Genomic DNA, 19,343 nt, shown 5'->3' with positions numbered 1-19,343 from the left:
GCCCTCCGGCGGGCCATGCTACTCCCGTTTGGGCCGTGTTCCAGGACGACGCGGCAGGTTCTCCTTTCTCTTGGCTCTGCCACTGGCTTGCGAGCGAAGCTGGCCGCAGCCGGCCCGGATGCGGACCCCGCGGCTATAGCGAACAGTACAAGGTATTCTAGACCGCCGCAGCACATTGCGAAAGTGCTCGATGGCGTCCGGTGAAGATGGCCGCAGGTCGCACCCCGGCACAGGGTTCAGGGGAATCAGGTTGACGTGGGCGGGAAGCGCCCCGATGAGGGAGACCAACCGACGAGCGTGCTCGACGGAGTCGTTGACTCCGGCCACCATGACGTACTCGAAAGTGATCCGCTGGCGCCGCACTCGGGCGTAGGTCTGACAGGCTGAGATCAGCTGGGGGAGCGGTACGTCCCCAGCCAGCGGCATCAGCCCCCGCCGCGTCTCCTCGTCAGCCCCGTGCAGGGAGATGGCCAGCCTCACCGGATAGGGCTGGCTGGCCAGGCTCACGATGCGGTCGGGGAAGCCGACGGTGGACACAGTGATGCGTTGGGGGCTGATGGAGAGGCCGGAAGGGTCGGCCAGCCGAGCGATGGCCAGCAGCGTAGCGTCGTAGTTGAGCAGGGGCTCGCCCATGCCCATGAACACCACATTGGTGACCCGGAGCGCGCGCGGGGCCAGGAGCCGACCGAAGTGCACCACCTGGTACACGATCTCGCCGGCAGTGAGGTTGCGGCGGAACCCGGCCCGACCCGTGGCGCATATGGTGCAGCGCATCGGGCAGCCCACTTGGGTAGAGACGCACACGGTATGTCCGTGAGGCTCCTCCATCAGCACCGTCTCGATGGTCTCTCCGTCAAGCAGGCGAAGCAAGTCCTTGCGGGTGCGCGAAGCCTGATCCGCCGTGGAGTCCACCAGCTCGGCAGGCCTGAGGGTGTAACGCCGGGCCAGCTCCCGTCGAAGGGCAGCCGGGAGGTTGGTCATGGCTTCGAAGTCGGACACCAGGTGCCGGTAGGCCCAGCTCCACACCTGGCGGACGCGATACTGGGGCGCTCGCAGATCCCTGAGTACCGGTTGCAGTTCTTCCTGGGACAGATCGTAGAAACTGGCCGGATGCCCGGTCTGGCTGTCGCTCGGTCGTGTGCCCTGGTCAGGCAGGATCACCGGGCCTTCCACGCGCGCAAGAGATCGAAGGAATCGGCAAACACGGCGTCAGGCTTGGGTGCGAAACCGGCCAGGTCCTCTTCGGTGCTCACGCCCGAGAGCACGAATACGGTCACCAGCCCGGCGCGGTGGCCTCCCAACACGTCAGTCTCGAGACGGTCTCCCAGGCAGGCGACCTCCTGGGCGGGAAGGCCGAGCTGGGAGCGAGCCCAGTCGAAGATGCCCGGCTGGGGCTTGCCGATGACCAGCGGTTCGACGTCCGTGGCCGCCTGAAGGGCGGCCAGTATGGCGCCGTTGCCCGGGATCTCGCCTGCCGGGGTGGGCAAGGTGCGGTCGGGGTTGGTGCCTATGAACTGAGCGCCCCGGCGAATCGCCAGGGTCGCATCCTGGAGGTGCTGGAAGGTTAGCTTCCGGTTGAGCCCGACGGTCACGTAGCGGGCCTCCCGGTAGTCCTCGGTGATCCGTACCCGGCTTCGCCGCAGGGCCTGGAGCAGGCCGTCGGACCCGATCACGTATACGGGCGAGCCTGGTTCGGCGTTCTCGTCCAGGTAGGCGGCGGTGGCCAAGGCAGAGGTGAGAATCTGCTCCTCGGGCACGGTAATGCCCATGGCGGAGATCTTCCGGGCGTACTGGCCTGGCGTAAGCGCCGAGTTGTTGGTGAGCAGCAGGAAGGGCACGCCCTCCTCCGAGAAGGCGGCCAACAACTCGCGAGCTCCGGGGATGGGCTCGGTGTCGCGGTACAGGACCCCGTCCATGTCTATGATCCAGCCTTTGACGCGCTGCAGCGGGGAGGTGTGAGACGACTGAGGCAAGATCAGCTCCTTCGGATGATGTACAGATAGGGTCGCTGTCCGAGCAGGTCTATCACGAAACAGCGCTCGATACGCAGGCAGGCCAAGTCCCTCAGAGCTCCGTCCGTCACGTCCCGCAACGGGGTAAGGAAGGTGAGGCGGCCGTCCCGGCAGAGGACGCGGGCGGCCTCGGCCAGGATGCCGCGGTACAGGGTGCCGAGGTCCTGCTCCGGCCGCATCCGGATGCCGTGGGGCGGGTTGCAGGCCATGGCGTCCACGGAACCGGCAGAGAGAGGGAGCGACGTGGCATCCCACCGGAGGATGCCCCGTGGCTTGTGCCGGGGGCCGAAGTTGGCACGAGCGGCCATCACGGCCTGGTGGTCCGAATCGCCTGCCAGGATGATGGCGTAGCGCCAGTTCTCAGCCCTCTCTAGGGGGATGCTGCCCGAGCCGCAGACCGGATCCACGAACAGGTCCCGCGCCTGGGGCCTGGTCAGGTGGGCCATGGCGTAGGCGACGGGTCCGGGAAGGGAAGCAGGGAGGCTGACAGCTCGCTCCCGGAGGCCGACCGGTCGCGACGTGAGGGCCAGGCAGAGTCGAGCCTGCTCCCCCTCCAGGTGGAGCCAGAAGCGCAGGGCTGGGGAGGAACCTCGAGCCGGCCGCAGATAGAGATGGGCTGCAAGTCCCTCTCGGGTGACCTGAAGCACATCGGCACGCCTGTAGGCGCGCCGGCCCCGCATGGAGCAGGTGACGCCGAAGGTAAGGGGGCGACGCGTGCTGAGCCCAACCTGCCTCAAGCGGGCTATCGCCGGTCCTAGGTCGGTGCGGGCCACCGCGGCAGCGAGCGCGCGTAGGTCTCGGTAGTAAGGGCCAATGCCGCCAACCTCCCGGACCACGACCCAGGCGTCGGAGATGGAGCGCATGGCGGCCAGGTCGGCGGGAGGGCCGGCGTAGGAGACCCGGATCTCGGTGCTTCTCCGGGCTCTGAGGGAGGAGCCGGGAGCGCGAGCGGGCAGTTCCTCCACTGCTACCACGTCCAGGCCCATGGGCATGGTGAGCAGGTAATCGAGGTCACCGGTTCTCTTTTCGCTCGTCATGCCGGTACTCGATAACTATGGGAGTGCCAGTGAAGGGGTACTGCTCCCGGATGCGGTTCTCGATGAAGCGGGTGAAGCCAAAATGTGCCAGGCGGCGGTCGTTCACGAAGAGCACGAAGGTGGGCGGGTCCACGTCCGCCTGGGTGGCGTAGTAGATACGCAGGCGCCGCCCTCCCTTGGACGGGGGGTTGATGCGGGTAACGGCCTCCCGGATGAGCCGGTTGAGGGCAGCCGTGGGCACGCGCTGGTGCCGTTGCTGGTAGACCTCCACGGCCGTCGCCAGTGCCTGGAAGACACCCTTGCCGGTCAGGGCGGAGGCAAAGTGAACGGGTGCATAGTCGAGGAAGCGAAGCTCGGCCCGAATCTGTCGTAGAGCATCGGCGCGCGCCTGCTCTCCCGCGGGGGCCAGATCCCACTTGTTGACTACTACGACCACGCTCTTGCGGGCCTCCAAGATGTACCCCGCCACGTGAGCATCCTGAGCGGTGACCATCTGGGTGGCGTCCAGCAGCAGCAAGGCCACGTCGGCCCGCTCGACAGCGCGCAGGGCTCGGAGGACGCTGTACTTCTCGATGCCGGGCTCGACCTTGCCTCGGCGGCGTATGCCCGCTGTGTCTATCAGGGTGAGAGTCTGGCCCTGGAAGGAAACCTGGGTGTCGATGGCGTCGCGCGTGGTTCCGGGTATGTCGCTGACGATGACCCGTTCCTCTCCCAGGATGCAGTTCAGGAGCGAGGACTTGCCCACGTTGGGCCGCCCGACGATAGCGATCTGGATCCCTTCCGCCTCGGCCTCCTCGGTGGGAGCCGTGCTTGCCAGCCGGGCCACGATCTCATCCAGCAGATCCCCGGTGCCGGTGCCGTGGATGGCAGAGACGGGAAAGGGGTGACCCAGGCCGAGGGCGTAGAACTCGGCGGCCGATTGCCTCACCGCTGGGCTGTCGGCCTTGTTGGCGGCCAGCAGGACGGGCTTGTCGGTGCGGCGGAGTATCTCGGCTACTGCTTCGTCGGCGGCGGTGAGCCCGGCGGCGGCATCCACCACGAGCACCACCAGGTCGGCCTCTTGGATGGCGATCTCGGCCTGGGCCTTCATGGCCTGGACGTAGGGTACAGAGCCAGCCGCCAGGGGCTGCCACTGGCCTTCAGCGCCCGAGGCGGGGATGACCTCCATGCCGCCGGTGTCAACCAGCACGAACTCGACGCCGGCCCACTCGGCCTCGCCGTACAGACGATCCCGGGTGGTGCCGGGGGTGTCCTCGACGATAGCCTGCCGGCGCCCGACCAGTCGGTTGAACAGGGTGGACTTGCCCACGTTGGGCCGTCCCACTAGAGCCACGATAGGTCTCACCATTGCCTCACCAAACGACGAGTATACCACAGGCGCTGTGGGGGAGCAGTCCGGGGTCTTGTTCGGTGAGCGAGGAAGCGACGCCGGGAAGTGCCAGGTCCAGAGGTGGGTTCTGATGGCGGCGGTCGGCGCCGACAAGCGCTAGGCAATGGCGAGGGGGACCATGCGCGACGCAGGAAGGCTAAGCGCCCACCGGCCGGTGGGCGCTCTTCCGGGGATCCAGCAGTTGTGCTGGTCTCAGCTGATGGTTGCCTCCAGGGTACCGATACCGTCAATGCGGGCGGCGAGTTGATCGCCGCTCTTGAGGAACACTCCTCGGGCGCTTCCGACGCCTGAGGGCGTCCCGGTCATGATGAGGTCGCCCGGCTCGAGGGTCATGATCTTGGAGGCATAGGAGACGATCTCATACACGTCGAACACCATGTTGGCCGTATTGCTCTGTTGCATCACCTCGCCATTGACGGAGAGGGAGATGTCTGCCTGGGTGGGGTCGAAGGTGCCATCGTTGGGGACGATGCAGGGGCCCACCGGGGCGAAGCCATCGTGCCACTTGCCGCACAGCCACTCGTGGAAGGCGGTGCGTTCCTGTTCTACACGATTCGGGTTCAGCCGGAGCCGGCGGTTGCTGATATCCAGCCCTACGGTGTACCCGGCGATGATGTCGCTGGCGTCTTCTGCGTCCACGTCCTTGGCGTAGGCCCCGATGACCACGGTGAGCTCTACCTCCCAGTCTATGTGGTCGGGGGAGTTTGCCGGGAGAGCGATGGCATACCCGGCCGGCCGCACTGTGGTCGTCGGCGGCTTCATGAAGAAGAACGGAAAGGTCTGCTCCTTGCCAATTGGCGTCCCACCGCTCTCCTGGACGTGCTCGGCGTAGTTCCCGGCTAGACAGAGGACCTTATGGGGCATGGGCACCGGCAGATCCAACCATACGTCGTCCAGGGAGATGCGCAGTTCCTCCTCTGACTCACTGGTGTCTGCCAGAAGCTCCAGCTGCTGGAGGATCTGGTAATTGGCCCAGTGAGGAGGCAGGTAGCTCAGCACTTCTCGAGAGGGATCGGGTAGCAGCGGCAGCGACCCGTAGGCTGCCATGTGGTTGAGCAGGTGCATGTTGGATACTGGCACGGCCCAGTCGTCGTAATAGAAACACAGGGCGGGCTCAGTGCCTACTGGCCGGATGCGGCACAGTCTCATGATAACCTCCTTAAGCCGCAATTGGCGGAGCTGGGATCAGGGATTGTACACCCAGTCCACGATGGCCACCTGCCGGCCACCCTCGCCCGGCTGGCAGCGATCGGGAGTGAACTCCACGGTAAGGCGAGGCGATATTATCGTCCCGGTTGCCTGATCTGTCAGGGCCAGGTGGAAGCTCTCCGTCTTCTCATATGGGCCCGGGTAGAGGTAGAACTCATAGTATCCCTCGCCGTGTCCCTCCCCGGCTGCCTCCGAGCTGACTACCCTCTCGAAACCATAGTCGTTCCACAGCTTGAGCGTCTGGCCGGGGACGAGATTGCCGTAAGCGTCATATACGAAGCCCTGCACCGCAGTGCGCTCGCAATTGGGCTCGTAGCGGATGGGCCCGCGAGGCACGTACTGAGGCTTAGGGGTGGGCGTCGGAGAGGGCACAGGAGTGTCGGTGGCCGTCGGGGTGATGGTAGGTGTGTCCGTCGGCGTAGGCGTTATGGTGAAAGTAGGCGTCACGGTGGGAGGCGGCGGGGTGTCCGTCGGCGTAGGTGTTACCGTCGGCGTGGGAGTCCAGGTGGCGAAGGGAGTTGAGGTGGAGGTGGGCCGGCCGCCGGCCAGGCTTATCCCCGGGGGACGAGTGGCGTCGAGCCCTGAGACGCTGCCCGGCCCCTGGGGAGGCTGCCAACCTGAACTCAGCGCCTGGCGGATTCGAGCCTGGTTGCTGAGGACTATGATGACCGCTGAGAGAAGAGTGACGAGAGCCAGCCCCAGCGCGCCGAGGCGAACCCAACGTCGCCTGCCCTCCTCCGGCACTACGGCCGCCTCCCAGCCGTAGCGCTCGTACAACTCGGGCAGGCGGCGCCCCGAGATGGGTGCAGGCAGCCGGACTCCCGGGTCATTGAAGCGCGGGCACTCGACGTGCCTGGGTGAGAGGCAGTAGCTCTCCTGGTCGTCAGGGTGGATGGGCAGCGGGTCCCCAGCACGGTGACAGCGGTGGATAGGCGTGGCGTACACGAAGAAGGAGTTGTGGTCCTGTGGGAGCCCGAGATAGGGGCAGTACCGGGAGTCTCGCTGGGCCATCGCCTCACTTCACCAACTGGAAGTTGACCTCGATCACGACCTGACCGGTGAAGTCGGGTTCGTCCGTGTCTATCCACACCTGCTCGGACGTGGTCTTCGGGGCCACCACGGAGAGGTTGAACTGCCCCCGGCTGAGGCAGAACTCGTAGGTTCCATCCGGATTGATCGGTGGCCATCCCTCCTGCCCCACAACCAAGCGGTTGTCGGGCCACCAGTCGACGGCAACGGCTACCCCTGGGGTGATGTTGTTCCCGTCCTGATCGAAGACTCGGCCGAACACGCGCGCGCACACGTCCACGCCTCCGGGGAGCAGAGTCTTGACCGGCTCCCCCAGCTGGACGAAGTCGTAGGGCGAAGGCGGACGCTGGGTGGGATAGGGCGTGTAGGTGGGATAGGGGGTGTAGGTGGGCGCCTGATAGTCGGTGCCCGCGGCCGAGGTCCCCGGAGGCGCCGGCGTCCGTGCAGCTGCCCCCGGCCCCGGGGTGGCCTGAGCCAGGCCAGCCGTAGGCGAAGACAGAGGGGACTCGAACAGGGGCGACTCGAAGGTGGTGGTGGCGACGCTGCGCGTCGGCACCGCGGTCCAGGTGGGAGTGAAGGCCGGGACCGTGACGGCACTGGGCGGGGCAGGGCTGAGGGCTGCCGAGGTGGGCGTGCTGGTCGGTGGCGCGGCGGGCGATGAAGGCGGCAGGTTGGCCTCGGCTGGCTCCGGAGTGGAAGGCGCAGTTGCCGTCCAGGTGGGGAAAAGCGTGGCGGTAGCGGTGGCTGTGGACGCATCCTCTCCGCCCGCGGCAGCGGCCAGGGCAGTGGGCAGCGGCGGCGAGATCATATGGCGCACGAGGAGTCCGGCCGCGACGACTGCAGCCACGAACAGCAAGACCATGGGCGTGACGTAGGCCATGAATCGCCGAGCTGGAAGCCCCAGGATGCGGAGCGAACGGCGCCGGCGGCGACGGGCGCGGTCCGTCGGAACTGGTAAGGCCGAAGCGTCTGTCAAACGGGGGCAAGAAACGTGCAGAGAGGAGAGGCAGTACTGCTCCTGATCCTGCCTCCGAACGAGCAAGGGCTGCTCCCACCGGTAGCAGCGGTGCCGTCTGGTGGCTTGGTGATAGAAGGAGTTGCGGTCATCCGCCTTGCCCAGGTAGGGGCAGTGGATGTAGTCCATGGCTTCGAAGTCGGTCATCGGCTTTGGGCTGCCTTCTCCCCGGGTTCGTGCATGCGGCCTACCACCGGGATCTCCTCGGGGACTTCTCCGGGAGCGCCGTAGTAGTAGCCGTAGTAGTAGTGGGAGTAGTAGTAACCCAGGTCGGACTGGCGGACCTTGTTGAGTACAGCTCCGATGATGTCCACGGCGCTGCGCCGCAGGGTCTGGTACGCCTTGACCACCAGGTCGCGCCTGGTAGTGCGTGCGGCGGTGACCAGCAGAGCGGCGTCGGCGTGTGTGGCCAGCAGAAGCGCATCAGTCACCGACAACACCGGCGGGCTATCTAGGATGAGCATGTCGCACAGCTCTTTCACTCCGGACAACAACTCCTGAGCCCGTTGGGAGGCAAGCATGTCCAGCGGATTGGGCGGCAGCGGCCCGCTAGTGATGACACGCAGACCGGGAACATCGGTGTCGTGGAGGGCATCGGTCAGGCGCAGGTTTTCGTCCATGATGAGGCTAGTGAAGCCGACCCGGTTGGGCAGGCCGAAGAAGCGATGCAAGCTCGGGCGGCGGAGATCAGCATCGATGAGAATGGCCGTCCGGCCTTCCTGGGCTACGGCGACGGCCAGGTTGGAGGCCACGAGGCTCTTCCCCTCACCTGGCTGAGCGCTGGTGATGAGAAGACTGCCACGGCGCATGTCAGGACGAGCGAAGCGGATGTTGGTTCTGAGGGTGCGGAAAGCCTCGGCCACCGGCGAGCGAGGGTAGTTGCGGGCCACCAGCCGCTCGATAGGGTCGTCTTCGGTGTCCTGACCGCCGATGCGAGCCACGGCACCCAGCACAGTAACCCCCAGAGTGTCTTCCAGCTCCTCCGGGGTGGCCACGGTGTAGTCTAGCGACTCGGGAACTAGAGCTAAGGCCAGCCCTATCACCAGCGAAACGCCCAGGCCCAGCAGAAGGTTGGTCATGAAGGGGCGAGGCACCGGCGCCAGAGGGACTGCAGCCGGGTCCAGCACCGACACGACATAGGGGGATTCGGCTGCGCCGGAACCGTTCAGCTGCAGGAGCCATTGGCGAAGCGAGTTGACGGTCTCCTGAACAGAGAGAAGCTGGGCCGACAAATCGGCCAGGCCCTGGTCGCGACTGGGCGACGGGGGCTGAGAGCGGTACTCGGCCAGACGTACCCTCAGCTCCTCGGCCAAGTCGAGGTAGAAGTTGAGCTCGTCGCGGGCGCTGGCGGCCAGGCCCGCCAGCTCCTGGGAGTAGGCCGGCTGCACCCCCGTGACAGCCCGGGTAGGGCCGCTAGTCTGTGCAATGAGGGTGTGGGCCACTCCGTTAGCCACTCTCTCGGCCTGCTGGGGATACTGCGACGAGGCGCGGATGCGCAGCAAGTGAGTGCCGGGCACGTGCCAGACCACCACGTGACGGAGGAGATCGGCCGGCGTCATGGTCAGTTCCGAACGCAGGATCACCTCGCCAGCGAAGGTCTGGGTGCCCATGTAGGCCACCAGAGTGGGCGCCAAGGCATCGGCCAGCTCAACGGCGACCTGAGGATCGGCGGTAGGATTGGTGCTGACGATAGAGACGGTGGCTTCGGCGGAGTAGGTGGGCGGCTGAGCCAGGGTGTACCAGAGTGCGATGGCGGCGCCCACAAGCAGCGTGAGGGCCAACAGCCAGGCCCTGCGTCTGAGAGCTTGCCAAATGTAGCTCGGGCTCATACTTTCGCGCCCCTGTGGGCAGATATGAGGACATGAGCAATTGTAGAGTCACACCTTAGCCTGGGCAACCGACCGCCGCGCCGTTGCGGCGGGAGTACGTCTGCACTGGACCGGCCAACCGCTGGCCCGGGCCGGTCTGCTATGCTATCCTCGGCGAGCGTCCGGAACGGGCGGGGAGGTTTGCTGTGAGAGCGGTGGTCATTGACGGCTTGGGCGAGATTTCGGTGCGGGAGGTGCCGTTCCCGGCACCCGGCCCCAATGAGGTTACGATCAAGGTAGAGGCCTGTGGCCTCTGTGGAACCGACGCTCACATCTATCATGGTGAGTTCCTGTCCTCGTATCCCATCATTCCTGGGCATGAGTTCGCGGGCACCGTTGCCGAGGTGGGCGACGCGGTGACGGATTGGGAGGCAGGAGCGCGCGTGGCGGTGGATCCCAGCGTCTTCTGCCACGACTGCTTCTTCTGCAAGAGTGACCGCGGCAATCACTGCCTCAGGTGGAACGGGGTCGGGGTCACCCGAGCCGGAGGCCTGGCCGAGTACGTGGCCGTGCCCGGCGCCAACCTCTACCGGATAGATGAGTCGTTGACCTTTGAGCAAGGGGCGTTCATCGAGCCGATCTCGTGCGTGGTCTATGGGCTTCGGCGCCTGAAGCCGCAGGCGGGCGATCAGGCGCTGGTCTTTGGGGCCGGGCCCATCGGTCTGCTGCACACACAACTCCTGGCGCGCGGTGGCACGAGCGCGGTGACGGTGGTGGATCTGGAGGAGGACCGGCTTGAGCAGGCGCTGAAGCTGGGCGCGCGGCACACCGTCCGGGCCGGGCCTGAACAAGATGCTACGCTCAAGCGGCTGGCTCCGCTGGGCTTCGACCTAGTGGTGGATGCAACCGGTGTGCCACAGGTGGTGGAAAGCACCTTCAGGTACGTGATGCCTACCGGGAAGATCATGTTCTTCGGCGTGTGCCCCAAGGAGGCCACCATCCAGGTATCGCCTTTCGACGTGTATCAGCGGGATCTCGAGATCTACGGTAGCTTTGCCCTGCGCTATACCTTCTACTACGCCCGCGACCTGTTGACCAATGGCGCGGTGCAGGTCGAGCCGCTGATATCGCACCGGGTGGGCCTGGAGGATGCCGCCGCCGCTATCGCTGACCCCGGCCGGTTCCCGGGACGAATGAAGATGATGGTTCACCCGGTTGACTAAGGGAGGATGGGATGCCCGAACTGCTTGAGCCGGTGGTCGTGGCCGGCATGAGCCTTCGCAACCGTCTGATGCGTTCGGCCACGGCCGAACGCCTGGCCGAACCCGACGGCACCCCTCTGCCCCAGTTGGCCGACATGATAGCATCCCTGGCGCGGGGAGGCGTTGGTCTGATCGTACTGGGTCATACCTTCGTGCGCCCGGATGGCAAGGCCAGCAGAGGGATGGCGGGGATCTGGCGCGACGATCAGGTGCCGGCCTTCAGCCGCGTCGCTCAGGCGGCGCACGAAGAGGGCAGTCGGGTGGCGGTGCAGATCAATCACGCCGGGCGGCAGGCGAATCCAGAGCTGATCGGCGGCCAGCCCATTGCGCCTAGTACTCTGGCGCCGTCCGAGTGGACGCCCGTCGCCCGAGGCCTGGAGGCCAGCGAAATACCCGAGCTGATCGATGCCTACGCCCAAGCAGCCCGTCGAGTGAAGGAGGCCGGTTTCGATGCCGTCCAGATCCACGGCGCCCATGGCTATCTCATCGGCCAGTTCCTCTCGCCCCACGCCAACCGCCGGAACGACGAATGGGGCGGCAGCCTCCAGATCCGGTCGCGATTCCTGCGTGAGGTGGCGCACGCGGTCCGAGCTCAGGTTGGCGCCGGCTACCCCGTCTTGATCAAGCTAGGGCTGGCGGATTTCATCCCAGGGGGGCTGCTGCTGGAGGAAGGTCTGGCAGTGGTGGAGCAGCTTGCCGAGATGGGCCTGGACCTGGTGGAGATCAGTGGCGGTGCCGGCGCGGGGAACGCGCGGGAGGGGATCCGTCGCCCGGAGGATGAGGCCTACTTCCTGCCTTGGGCACGGGAGGCCAGGCGGCGGACCGACCTTCCACTGGCCCTGGTGGGCGGGTTCCGATCGCTGGCTGTGATGCAAGGGGCGCTGGACGAGGGAGCGGCGGACCTGATCAGCCTGTCTCGGCCTCTCATACGGGAGCCCGACCTGCCCCTCAAGCTGGCTCGGGGGGAGTCAGTCCGGGCGGCATGTGTCTCGTGCAACCTGTGCAGCAAGAACAACCAGGAGCCGACTCGCTGCTGGGCGAACGGAAGCCTGGTGAGTGGCAAGTGGTGAGAAGGGGGGTGCGATACATGGCCAGTCAGGCATCACGTGTCGCCCGTTCAGTACATCACGCCCATTACGGAAGACGACGGAGGAGAGAACCATGTGCCAGCCGGCTTACGAGGTAGTGGAGGAGGTACTGCTGGGGCGACGCAGCGTGCGGTCCTATGCTGCCGAGCCAATACAGGACGCCGTCCTGGCCCGGATTCTGGAGGCAGCGCGGCAGGCGCCCTCGGCAGCAAACCGACAGCCGTGGCGCTTCGTAGTGGTGCGGGACCCGGACCGGAGGCGAGCCCTGGCCGAGGCCTGCAACGGTCAGATGTGGCTGGCGGATGCCGCGGTGTTGGTGGTAGGCGTCGGGCTCCCCTCGGTTAGCCCCAAGTGGTACGCGGTCGATGTCGCCATCGCCATGCAGAACCTGGTCGTGGCCGCGACCAGCTTCGGATACGGGACCTGCTGGATCGGTGCGTTCAATGAGGACAGGGTGAAGGAACTGCTCGGCATCCCGGCCGAGGCCAAGGTGGTTGCCATCACCCCGATTGGCGTCCCCAAGGGCGACCGGCCCGCGGCTAGAGCGAGGAAGGACTTCGCCCAGGTCTTTGGTGAGGAGACCTACGAGCGGGGGCTCGTGTTGAGCTAGGCCCGGGAGCCGCAGGACGCCAGAGCTCGAGGCGGCTCAGGGTCGCTACTGGCCCCTGCTCTCCAGTGGCAGCTTGCCCTGCTCAGCCGCCATCGACGCGGGCTCGAGGCGTGTTCCCGTTACCGGGTCGTAGAGGCCAACCTGGATCTTCAGACCGACCGGGCAGGTGCCGACCCCTCCCAGGAGGAGCCGGTGCCGGTCGTCCACGTACTGGCCCGGCAGCCAGGCGGTGGTTGGCTGCGCGCCTGGCTCCAGGTCCGACTGGGCTCGGATCTCTTCGTCACAGGTGAGGTGGACGAAGGAGCGGTAGCGAGTGCCCGTGGTTCGCTCGGCGCGCCAAGCGAGGCGTACCTCCATCTCGTCATGGCCCGCTAGACACTCCGGACTCAGGTCCGGGCACGGCGTCAGCTCGAAGCCGACCAAGGTGGCCAGGTCGCCAAAGGCGACCGAGGTGGCATTCGGCATCTTCGGGGCCCTGAAGTCCCGTTCGACAGCTACTACCTCGAGTTCGCCCAGCATGACCACGTCCGAGGAGCCCGCGGGCAGCCGCTGGCGGGACTCGGGGTCGAGCAGGCCCGCTACCAGAGTCAACTGCCCGGACGGGGCGTCTGCCGGGAACAGGAGCGGCTGCGGATCCCTGACCAGCACTCCCGAGGGCCAGTGCGTTGGAGGCCACAGCCCATTGGTGATTCTCCTCTCCGCGGCTGCGATCACCCGTCCATCTCGACTGAGAGCCTGCACAAACAGGACCGGTTCGCGCTCGACAGGTCCGATGGCAGTCCACCAGAGGTCGATGGGGAGTTCGCCTCCTTGAGGCACGAAGGTCGGCCAGTCTCCCCGTCCTCTCAGGACAATCGCTTCTGCAAATGGCACGTCGAGTGGTTGGGCTCCCAGATCGGACAGCGGGGGTGGCGGTTCCTCGGAGGGCGTGATCTGGACAGTACCGAGCACGAGGGAGCGATCGCCCGGTCGGGACGACTCGGGCTCCAGCTCGATCCCATCACGGGAGATCGTTAGGGCGAGCGACAGGGCAGTGGCTGGTGTCCCCCAGGGCACTAGAAGCGCCCGGCGCTGACGGGCGTACGTCGGAACGAAGTCCTGGGAGGCCCAGACCCGTCCGAGGTGATCCACCAGGCGAAGGCTTGCCTCGACCCCACCGAGAGGAGCAGTGGGGGCCCAGTCCAGCTCTACCATCACGGTCCCCGAGCCGGCCTGGGCCTGGCGGGACAGGCTGGACCGGGCCAGGACGGGCCCGTCGCGAATTGCCCCGGAGGCTCCTTGCGCCAGCTGCGATCCCGCCTCGGCGTAGGCGAGCAGGAGGGTCTCGCCGTCTAGCCAGCCGGCGTAGGCCTGGGCGGCGGTGCGGTTCAGGTCGGCCGCGATGTCGGATTCCAGAATGCGCCCGAGCGATTCGTGGCTGGGGAACCATAGGATGCGGCTCCCCGCCAGAAGCTCCGCCAGAGACCGGGCGCGGATGTCGGGATCGGCCCAGGGGTCGGTGGGCACCAGCACCGGGTGGCGGAGGCGAGGCGGTAGATAGGCGATGGCGTAGCCGTACTGCCACGGGTGAACGCATAGGATGACGTCGCGGGCCGAGCCCGAGCGCCGGATGATGTCGAAGAGCGGGCGGTAGTCGCTCCCCTGGGTGCGGGGCACCGTCCACAGGGGAAGCAAGTTGAGGGTAGGAAGGAGCGCGGCCGTGGCGGCCAGGGCGCTGCGAGCCGCGCGCCATCGGGTTCCTCCGCGGGCAAGCTGCGTCAGGCCGCCGGCCGCCGCTAGGTACAGGGGCGGCGAGAACGGCAGCAGGATACGCTCGTAAAACCGGGGGGTGAAGGGGAAGAGCAGGTGAAGGAGGTACCCCACCCCCAGGGGCAGCAAGCCGTAGGCGGCCAGCACGGTGGAGGGAGCCGGCTGCCCGCGCGGCCGTCGCCATCCGACGAGGGCCAGCGCCCCGAACGCCAGGGAGGAGGGGATCGCCAGGGCGGTGAGATCCGGGGAGAGGACGTGGCCAGAGGCGAAAGCGGAGAGGTGATCCCAGGCGAAGGCAAGGGGCCCAAGGGCTCGGTACCCTTCTATGGCCTGCTTTTCGGTCACGTACTGCAGAAGGCGGGGGGCCGCGAAGGCCAGCCAGGGCACGAAGAGCAACGGGGGTACTGCCAGCGGAGCCAGGCGCCGCGGCCGAGCTGCTGGCTCCCTCCAGCAGGCCACGACAACGTATGCCGCCTGGCCGAGCCACAGCAGGACGGCGTAGTACTCAGCGTATAGTGCCAGCGTGGCGGACAGCACGTAGGCTGCCAACCATAGCTTCCGTATTTGAGAGGCGTCCTGGATGTGCGCGGCGGAGACATCGCTTTCGACCAAGGCCAGCCACGACAGCAGCCCGAGGGCGGTAACCAGCGAATACATGCGCGCTTCCTGGGCGTAGAAGACCTGAAGCGGCGAAAGGGCTAGCAGGAAAGCCGCCACCAGCCCAACCCTGGGCCCGAACAGCCGGTGACCCAGACGCCAGCCTGCCAGCACCACGACCAGCCCCGCCGTCACCGACAGGGACCTCAGGGCCACAGGGGAGAAGCCGAAGGCAGCAGTCCATCCATGCAGGACCAGGTAGTAGAGCGGTGGGTGGATATCGGCGGCGGTGGCCTCCAGCATGTCCGCCACCGGAAGGCTGGCGAAGTACACGCTCCAGCCCTCGTCCCACCACAGCGGCTGTAAGCCCAGCTCCAGGGAGCGAATCGCGGCAGCGATCACAAGGACCGCTGCCGCGATGGCACGACTCCTGCTGGTCACGCCGATAGCGGCGCGCACCGGCGGCCTCCCGCCTGGTCTGAGCGCCTTACCAGTGCTTGGTCCAGTTTACGATTGCCGACTGGTGCCCGCCTTGCCCCGGGGAGCAGTTCTGGGACTCGAACTGTATCTGGACCTGCTGGCTGTTGGCGGGCGCTCCGGAAGAGCAGTCGCAGACGTACGCATTGACCGAGATGTTGTCAGGATATGGCAACACGGGCGAGATGTCGTAATGCCCAGGGTCCTTGTAGTTCGGTGCTGCCGGGCCACTGGGCCACGATTTTAGGATATTGTCGAAGAGGTTGACGCATACGCATACATCGTTGACTGGGTTGCCAGCCGTGTCGGTGATCACGCTAGCGGAGCGGATTTCGAGGAAGGCGCAGTTGGCGCTTCCTTCATCCCAGATCACCTGGCCGGTGTACTGGAAGGGCATAGGCGTGGGCGTCGGCGGCGGGGCCGGTGTGTTGGTGGGGGGCGGCGGCCCCGGGGTGAAGGTTGCCGTAGGTGGCACGGACGGGGTGTCGGTGGGCTCGGGCGTGGGCGTATCGGTCTCGGTGGGCGGCACAGCGGGAGTAGCCGTGACCGTGTCCGTGGGCGGCACTTCTGGCGCCGGGGTGGCGGTGGCCGTGGACGGCTGGGCGGGGGTGGCGGTGGCGGTGGTAGTAGCGGTGTAGGTTGGCTTGGGTGTCTTGGTGGGTGTCGGCGTTGGAGGAGGCGCCGCGGTACCTACACTGCAACTCGCGAGGATAGCCGCCCCACTCAGAAGCAGAGCCAGTCGGGTTGGGGCAGAAGAGGGACTCATGAGCAGATGCCTCCCCAGGCAGGTGATGACGGGATGGGATTATAGCACGACGGGGCCGGGGGCCAAAGCCGGGTAGGTTACAGGTTACGGGGGACAGGTTGCAGGTGGTAGGCTGTGAGGGGTGGACGTGGGTGGCTGAGTGGGGCAACCGGACTGGGAAGGCGGCGTGGATGCGGCCCGCGCTCCCGGTGTGGACCGGCTTGCGGGGTCTCCGCCTCTCAGGCCTGCATCTGGGCGGCCGGGTCTCGGCGGGTGCTCCGGTGGCTGCCTGCCCCGCCTTGCCAGTTGCGGTATCTGGCCAGGACGAGGGCGCTGGCCAGTCCGGTGGTGGACTTGTCGGGGTGCGGTGGGTTGTGTATGATGGCGCCCAATCCGGTTGGCGAGGCAGCTATACTCATGGAAGTTCTTCTCCTGAAGGATGTGCCCAAGCTGGGCCGCGCAGGCGACGAGGTCCGTGTTGCCGATGGGTATGCCCGCAACTACCTCCTACCGAGGAAGCTGGCGATACCGCTGGACGAGGGCGCTCGCCGGCAGGCTGAGGAGATCCGAGAGGCGCGGCAGCGCCAGTTGGAGCGGGAGCAGCGCGAGGCCCAGGCTCAGGCCGGTCGGCTAGAGGGACTGGTGGTGACGGTTACGGCACGCGCGGGCGATCAGGGCAAGCTGTACGGCTCGGTCACCGCGGCCGACATCGCCGAGAAGCTGATGGAACAGCACCGAGTAGAGGTGGACCGGCGACGCGTCTCTCTTCCGGATCCCATCCGCGAGTTGGGGGAGCGCGAGGTGGAGATCCGTCTGGCTCAGTCGGTGGTGGCTCACGTACGAGTGGTGGTGGAGAGGGAGGACCAGGAGGGCTAGGGCCGATGTCTTCTTACCGACCTGAGGAAGGCAGCATCAGGCGCTTCATCCTTCGTCAGGTGATGCAGAACATCCGGTGTGGGGCATGCGGGGCGCGCTACCGACACGAGGACGTGGCAATCGTAGAGAACAACGACAATGTCTGGATGCTCATGGCGGTGTGTCCCGGGTGTGATACCCAGGCCATGGTCATGGTAGTGGTTCAGGAATCGGTTCAGGAACCGCATGCCCTCCCGTGCCTGAGCGAGGACGACGTGCTAGACTTTCACTCGCTGCTACTGGACTTCACCGGCGACATGCGATCTCTGTTCGACGAATCGGTGTGACGACCTAGCGGGGAGCCGTATCGGCGACGCAGAACGGGGGCACCTGATGGGTGCCCCCGTCGTAGTCTCAGGCTGGCCCCGGCTAGAGGTGCTTCTGCAGTTGGGACAGGATGCCGGACTTAGGCATCGCGCCCACCAAGCGCTCCACTGGCTGGCCATCCTTGAAGAGAACCAGAGTGGGGATGCTCATGACCCGGAAGCGGGTAGCTGTCTGAGGGTTCTCGTCCACATTCAGCTTGACTACCTTGAGCCGGCCTTCCTGCTCCTGGGCGATCTGCTCCACGGTGGGCGCTAGCATCAGGCAGGGACCGCACCAAGGGGCCCAGAAGTCCACCAGGACGGGCTGCTCCGACTTCTCCACGTCTTGGGCGAAACTAGCATCAGTAACGTCAACCGGTTTTGCCATTCCATCTCTCCCACGGACCACGACTTGTCAAGCTCGGATGGAGTATGGCAGAGGATACCAGCCTAGCGGCCTGGTGTCAACGAAGAGCCTGAGTGGCAATGACTCAGGATCGGGGGACGGGCTGCGACGACGGCGGGACAATGGGTGAGCGAGCCTACGGAGGCGCGCTAGGTTGCCATGCCAGTCGCCCGAGGCCGGCTTCGTCTTGTCGCGGCGGCTGGATCCCCATGAGGTCTGCGAGAGACCTGGGCGATTCTACGGTTCAGGCGTCTTCTCTCTGATCGTGAGCTCGTTGCCTTGAGTGGCACGGGCTCGGGTGGCGAAGAGGAGCGAGTGAGCATGGTTGGCGCCAGAGGCGGCGCCGGCGGTCTGGCTTTGCGGCCTAGTGGCCGATATGTTAGAATGTGTTCTGTATAGGATCGCCGGGGAAGTGGGCCTCAACCCACTTCTTCTGTTGTAGGGGTGTTTGCATCGGAGGACAGAGCGGAAGATGAAAAGCGAATTCATGCTAGCGATAAACGAGCTCTGTGCGGAGAGGCAACTGCCGCGCGAGGTAATCATGGACGCCATCGGAGCCGCCCTGGTATCCGCTTACCGGAAAGACCATGGGGGCGAGGTCCGGGCGTGGATTGACCCCGAGACCGGACAGGCTCACCTCTACACGGCCAAGACGGTGGTGAGCGAGGTAGGGAACCCTGACGCGGAGATATCGCTGGAGGAAGCGCGGCGGATCAAGCCCGACGCGGCCATCGGCGACGTGGTGGAGCAGGAAACCACCCCGAAAGACTTTGGCCGGATCGCTGCCCAGACGGCCAAGCAGGTGATCATGCAGCGAATCCGAGAGGCGGAGCGGAACGCGCTGTATGACGAGTTCGCCGATCGCAAGAACGAGATTTCCAGCGCCACGGTGCAGAGCGTGGGCCCACACGGGGTCACGCTGAACCTTGGACGGGCCGAGGCCATCATGCCCCCATCGGAACAGATTCGTGGCGAGCACCTGCGCCCGCACAACCGGGTGCGGGTGTACGTGCTCGGGGTGAAGGATACCAGTCGCGGCCCGGAGATCATCGTGTCCCGGGCGCACAAGGATATGCTTCGCCGCCTGCTGGAGCTAGAGGTGCCTGAGATCCATAGCGGCGCGGTGGAGATCAAGGCCATAGCCCGAGAGGCTGGCAGCCGGTCGAAGGTGGCCGTGGCTGCCACTCAGGCGGGTGTGGACCCGGTGGGTTGCTGCGTGGGCATGCGAGGTATGCGCATCCAGAGCATCGTGAACGAGCTGGGGGGCGAGAAGATAGACGTGATCGAGTGGAGCCCGGACGCCGCTACCTTCATCGCCAACGCTCTGAGCCCAGCTAAGGTGCTGAACGTGATTCTCGAGGAGCGCGAGGACGGTCGAACGGCCACAGTGATCGTGCCGGATCGCCAGCTGTCCCTGGCCATCGGCAAGGAAGGGCAGAACGCCCGACTGGCTGCCCGCCTCACTGGTTGGCGCATTGACATAAAGCCGGCCTCGGCTGCTGCGGTGGAAGCCTTCCGCTCCATCGGACTGGAGGAGGAGCCGGAGAGCGAGGAGGACCTTCTGCGTGCGGCGGAGGCGCTGCTGCGGGGAGTTCCTGGGCCAAGGGAGTCAAAGAGCCCGGAGCCTCGTGCAGGGGCCGGCACGGAGGGCGAGGAAGAGTCACCGGCCGATGAGGCTTGAGAGACCAG

The 19,343-nt window shown here is 66.2% G+C and carries 18 protein-coding genes; 7 read left to right on the top strand and 11 right to left on the bottom strand.

What is annotated here, in order from left to right:
- Positions 1 to 18: 18 nt before the first annotated feature.
- The 8 genes from rlmN to HPY83_01625 all read right to left on the bottom strand — a co-directional run bounded on the left by rlmN (position 19) and on the right by HPY83_01625 (position 9,521).
- Positions 19 to 1,161 carry a 23S rRNA (adenine(2503)-C(2))-methyltransferase RlmN gene (gene rlmN, locus HPY83_01660; GenBank protein NPV06652.1) on the bottom strand — a complete coding sequence of 381 codons (1,143 nt, stop codon included), beginning with the start codon at positions 1,159 to 1,161 and terminating at the stop codon, positions 19 to 21.
- Complete coding sequence (locus HPY83_01655) at positions 1,158 to 1,973, bottom strand: HAD-IIA family hydrolase (GenBank protein ID NPV06651.1); 816 nt, start codon at positions 1,971 to 1,973, stop codon at positions 1,158 to 1,160. Before HPY83_01655 ends, rlmN begins: the two co-directional genes overlap by 4 nt.
- A gap of 2 nt (positions 1,974 to 1,975) precedes the next feature.
- The gene (locus tag HPY83_01650) at positions 1,976 to 3,049 is read right to left on the bottom strand and encodes a methyltransferase (protein ID NPV06650.1); all 1,074 of its coding nucleotides are present in this window, start codon (positions 3,047 to 3,049) and stop codon (positions 1,976 to 1,978) included.
- Positions 3,024 to 4,397 carry a ribosome biogenesis GTPase Der gene (der, locus tag HPY83_01645; GenBank protein NPV06649.1) on the bottom strand — a complete coding sequence of 458 codons (1,374 nt, stop codon included), beginning with the start codon at positions 4,395 to 4,397 and terminating at the stop codon, positions 3,024 to 3,026. Before der ends, HPY83_01650 begins: the two co-directional genes overlap by 26 nt.
- A gap of 234 nt (positions 4,398 to 4,631) precedes the next feature.
- Entirely contained in the window at positions 4,632 to 5,588 is a 957-nt protein-coding gene (locus HPY83_01640) for a fumarylacetoacetate hydrolase family protein (protein NPV06648.1), read from the bottom strand.
- 36 nt (positions 5,589 to 5,624) lie between these two features.
- Positions 5,625 to 6,659 carry a hypothetical protein gene (locus HPY83_01635; protein ID NPV06647.1) on the bottom strand — a complete coding sequence of 345 codons (1,035 nt, stop codon included), beginning with the start codon at positions 6,657 to 6,659 and terminating at the stop codon, positions 5,625 to 5,627.
- A gap of 4 nt (positions 6,660 to 6,663) precedes the next feature.
- Positions 6,664 to 7,839, bottom strand: a complete 1,176-nt coding sequence (locus HPY83_01630; GenBank protein ID NPV06646.1) for a hypothetical protein — start codon at positions 7,837 to 7,839, stop codon at positions 6,664 to 6,666.
- Positions 7,836 to 9,521, bottom strand: a complete 1,686-nt coding sequence (locus tag HPY83_01625) for a polysaccharide biosynthesis tyrosine autokinase (protein ID NPV06645.1) — start codon at positions 9,519 to 9,521, stop codon at positions 7,836 to 7,838. The genes HPY83_01630 and HPY83_01625 overlap by 4 nt, the downstream gene beginning before the upstream one ends.
- A 185-nt stretch (positions 9,522 to 9,706) precedes the next feature.
- On the opposite strand from HPY83_01625, the gene HPY83_01620 reads away from it, so the two are divergent.
- From HPY83_01620 to HPY83_01610, 3 genes are all read left to right on the top strand, one after another.
- A complete protein-coding gene (locus tag HPY83_01620) occupies positions 9,707 to 10,723 on the top strand; it encodes a zinc-dependent alcohol dehydrogenase family protein (protein NPV06644.1) in 1,017 nt (338 codons plus the stop codon).
- Positions 10,724 to 10,734: 11 nt separating this feature from the next.
- A complete protein-coding gene (locus HPY83_01615; GenBank protein NPV06643.1) occupies positions 10,735 to 11,832 on the top strand; it encodes an NADH:flavin oxidoreductase in 1,098 nt (365 codons plus the stop codon).
- 91 nt (positions 11,833 to 11,923) lie between these two features.
- Positions 11,924 to 12,460 (top strand): nitroreductase, encoded by a 537-nt coding sequence (locus HPY83_01610; protein ID NPV06642.1) that lies wholly within the window; start codon positions 11,924 to 11,926, stop codon positions 12,458 to 12,460.
- Positions 12,461 to 12,505: 45 nt separating this feature from the next.
- Here HPY83_01610 and HPY83_01605 read toward each other — a convergent pair whose 3' ends face one another.
- Positions 12,506 to 15,265: a hypothetical protein gene (locus HPY83_01605; protein ID NPV06641.1), complete on the bottom strand. Its 2,760-nt coding sequence runs from the start codon at positions 15,263 to 15,265 to the stop codon at positions 12,506 to 12,508.
- Positions 15,266 to 15,630: 365 nt separating this feature from the next.
- Here HPY83_01605 and HPY83_01600 point away from each other — a divergent pair, with 365 nt between their 5' ends.
- Complete coding sequence (locus HPY83_01600) at positions 15,631 to 15,921, top strand: hypothetical protein (protein NPV06640.1); 291 nt, start codon at positions 15,631 to 15,633, stop codon at positions 15,919 to 15,921.
- Between the two features lie 346 nt (positions 15,922 to 16,267).
- Here HPY83_01600 and HPY83_01595 read toward each other — a convergent pair whose 3' ends face one another.
- Positions 16,268 to 16,447 carry a hypothetical protein gene (locus HPY83_01595; GenBank protein NPV06639.1) on the bottom strand — a complete coding sequence of 60 codons (180 nt, stop codon included), beginning with the start codon at positions 16,445 to 16,447 and terminating at the stop codon, positions 16,268 to 16,270.
- Here HPY83_01595 and HPY83_01590 point away from each other — a divergent pair.
- Complete coding sequence (locus HPY83_01590) at positions 16,446 to 16,904, top strand: 50S ribosomal protein L9 (protein NPV06638.1); 459 nt, start codon at positions 16,446 to 16,448, stop codon at positions 16,902 to 16,904. The genes HPY83_01595 and HPY83_01590 overlap by 2 nt on opposite strands.
- Before the next feature lie 5 nt (positions 16,905 to 16,909).
- On the top strand, positions 16,910 to 17,230 hold the full coding sequence (locus HPY83_01585) for a hypothetical protein (protein NPV06637.1): 321 nt from the start codon (positions 16,910 to 16,912) through the stop codon (positions 17,228 to 17,230).
- 82 nt (positions 17,231 to 17,312) lie between these two features.
- On the opposite strand, the gene trxA is transcribed toward HPY83_01585, so the two are convergent.
- Positions 17,313 to 17,636: a thioredoxin gene (trxA, locus tag HPY83_01580; GenBank protein NPV06636.1), complete on the bottom strand. Its 324-nt coding sequence runs from the start codon at positions 17,634 to 17,636 to the stop codon at positions 17,313 to 17,315.
- A gap of 490 nt (positions 17,637 to 18,126) precedes the next feature.
- Between trxA and nusA the strand changes: the two genes are divergently transcribed.
- Positions 18,127 to 19,335 (top strand): transcription termination/antitermination protein NusA, encoded by a 1,209-nt coding sequence (nusA, locus tag HPY83_01575; GenBank protein ID NPV06635.1) that lies wholly within the window; start codon positions 18,127 to 18,129, stop codon positions 19,333 to 19,335.
- Positions 19,336 to 19,343: the final 8 nt, after the last annotated feature.

It is taken from the genome of Anaerolineae bacterium (assembly GCA_013178015.1).
GTDB lineage: Bacteria > Chloroflexota > Anaerolineae > DRVO01 > DRVO01 > Ch71.
The sequence above is the reverse complement of the archived record's forward strand: the minus strand, read 5'-3'. Positions and strand labels throughout refer to the sequence as shown.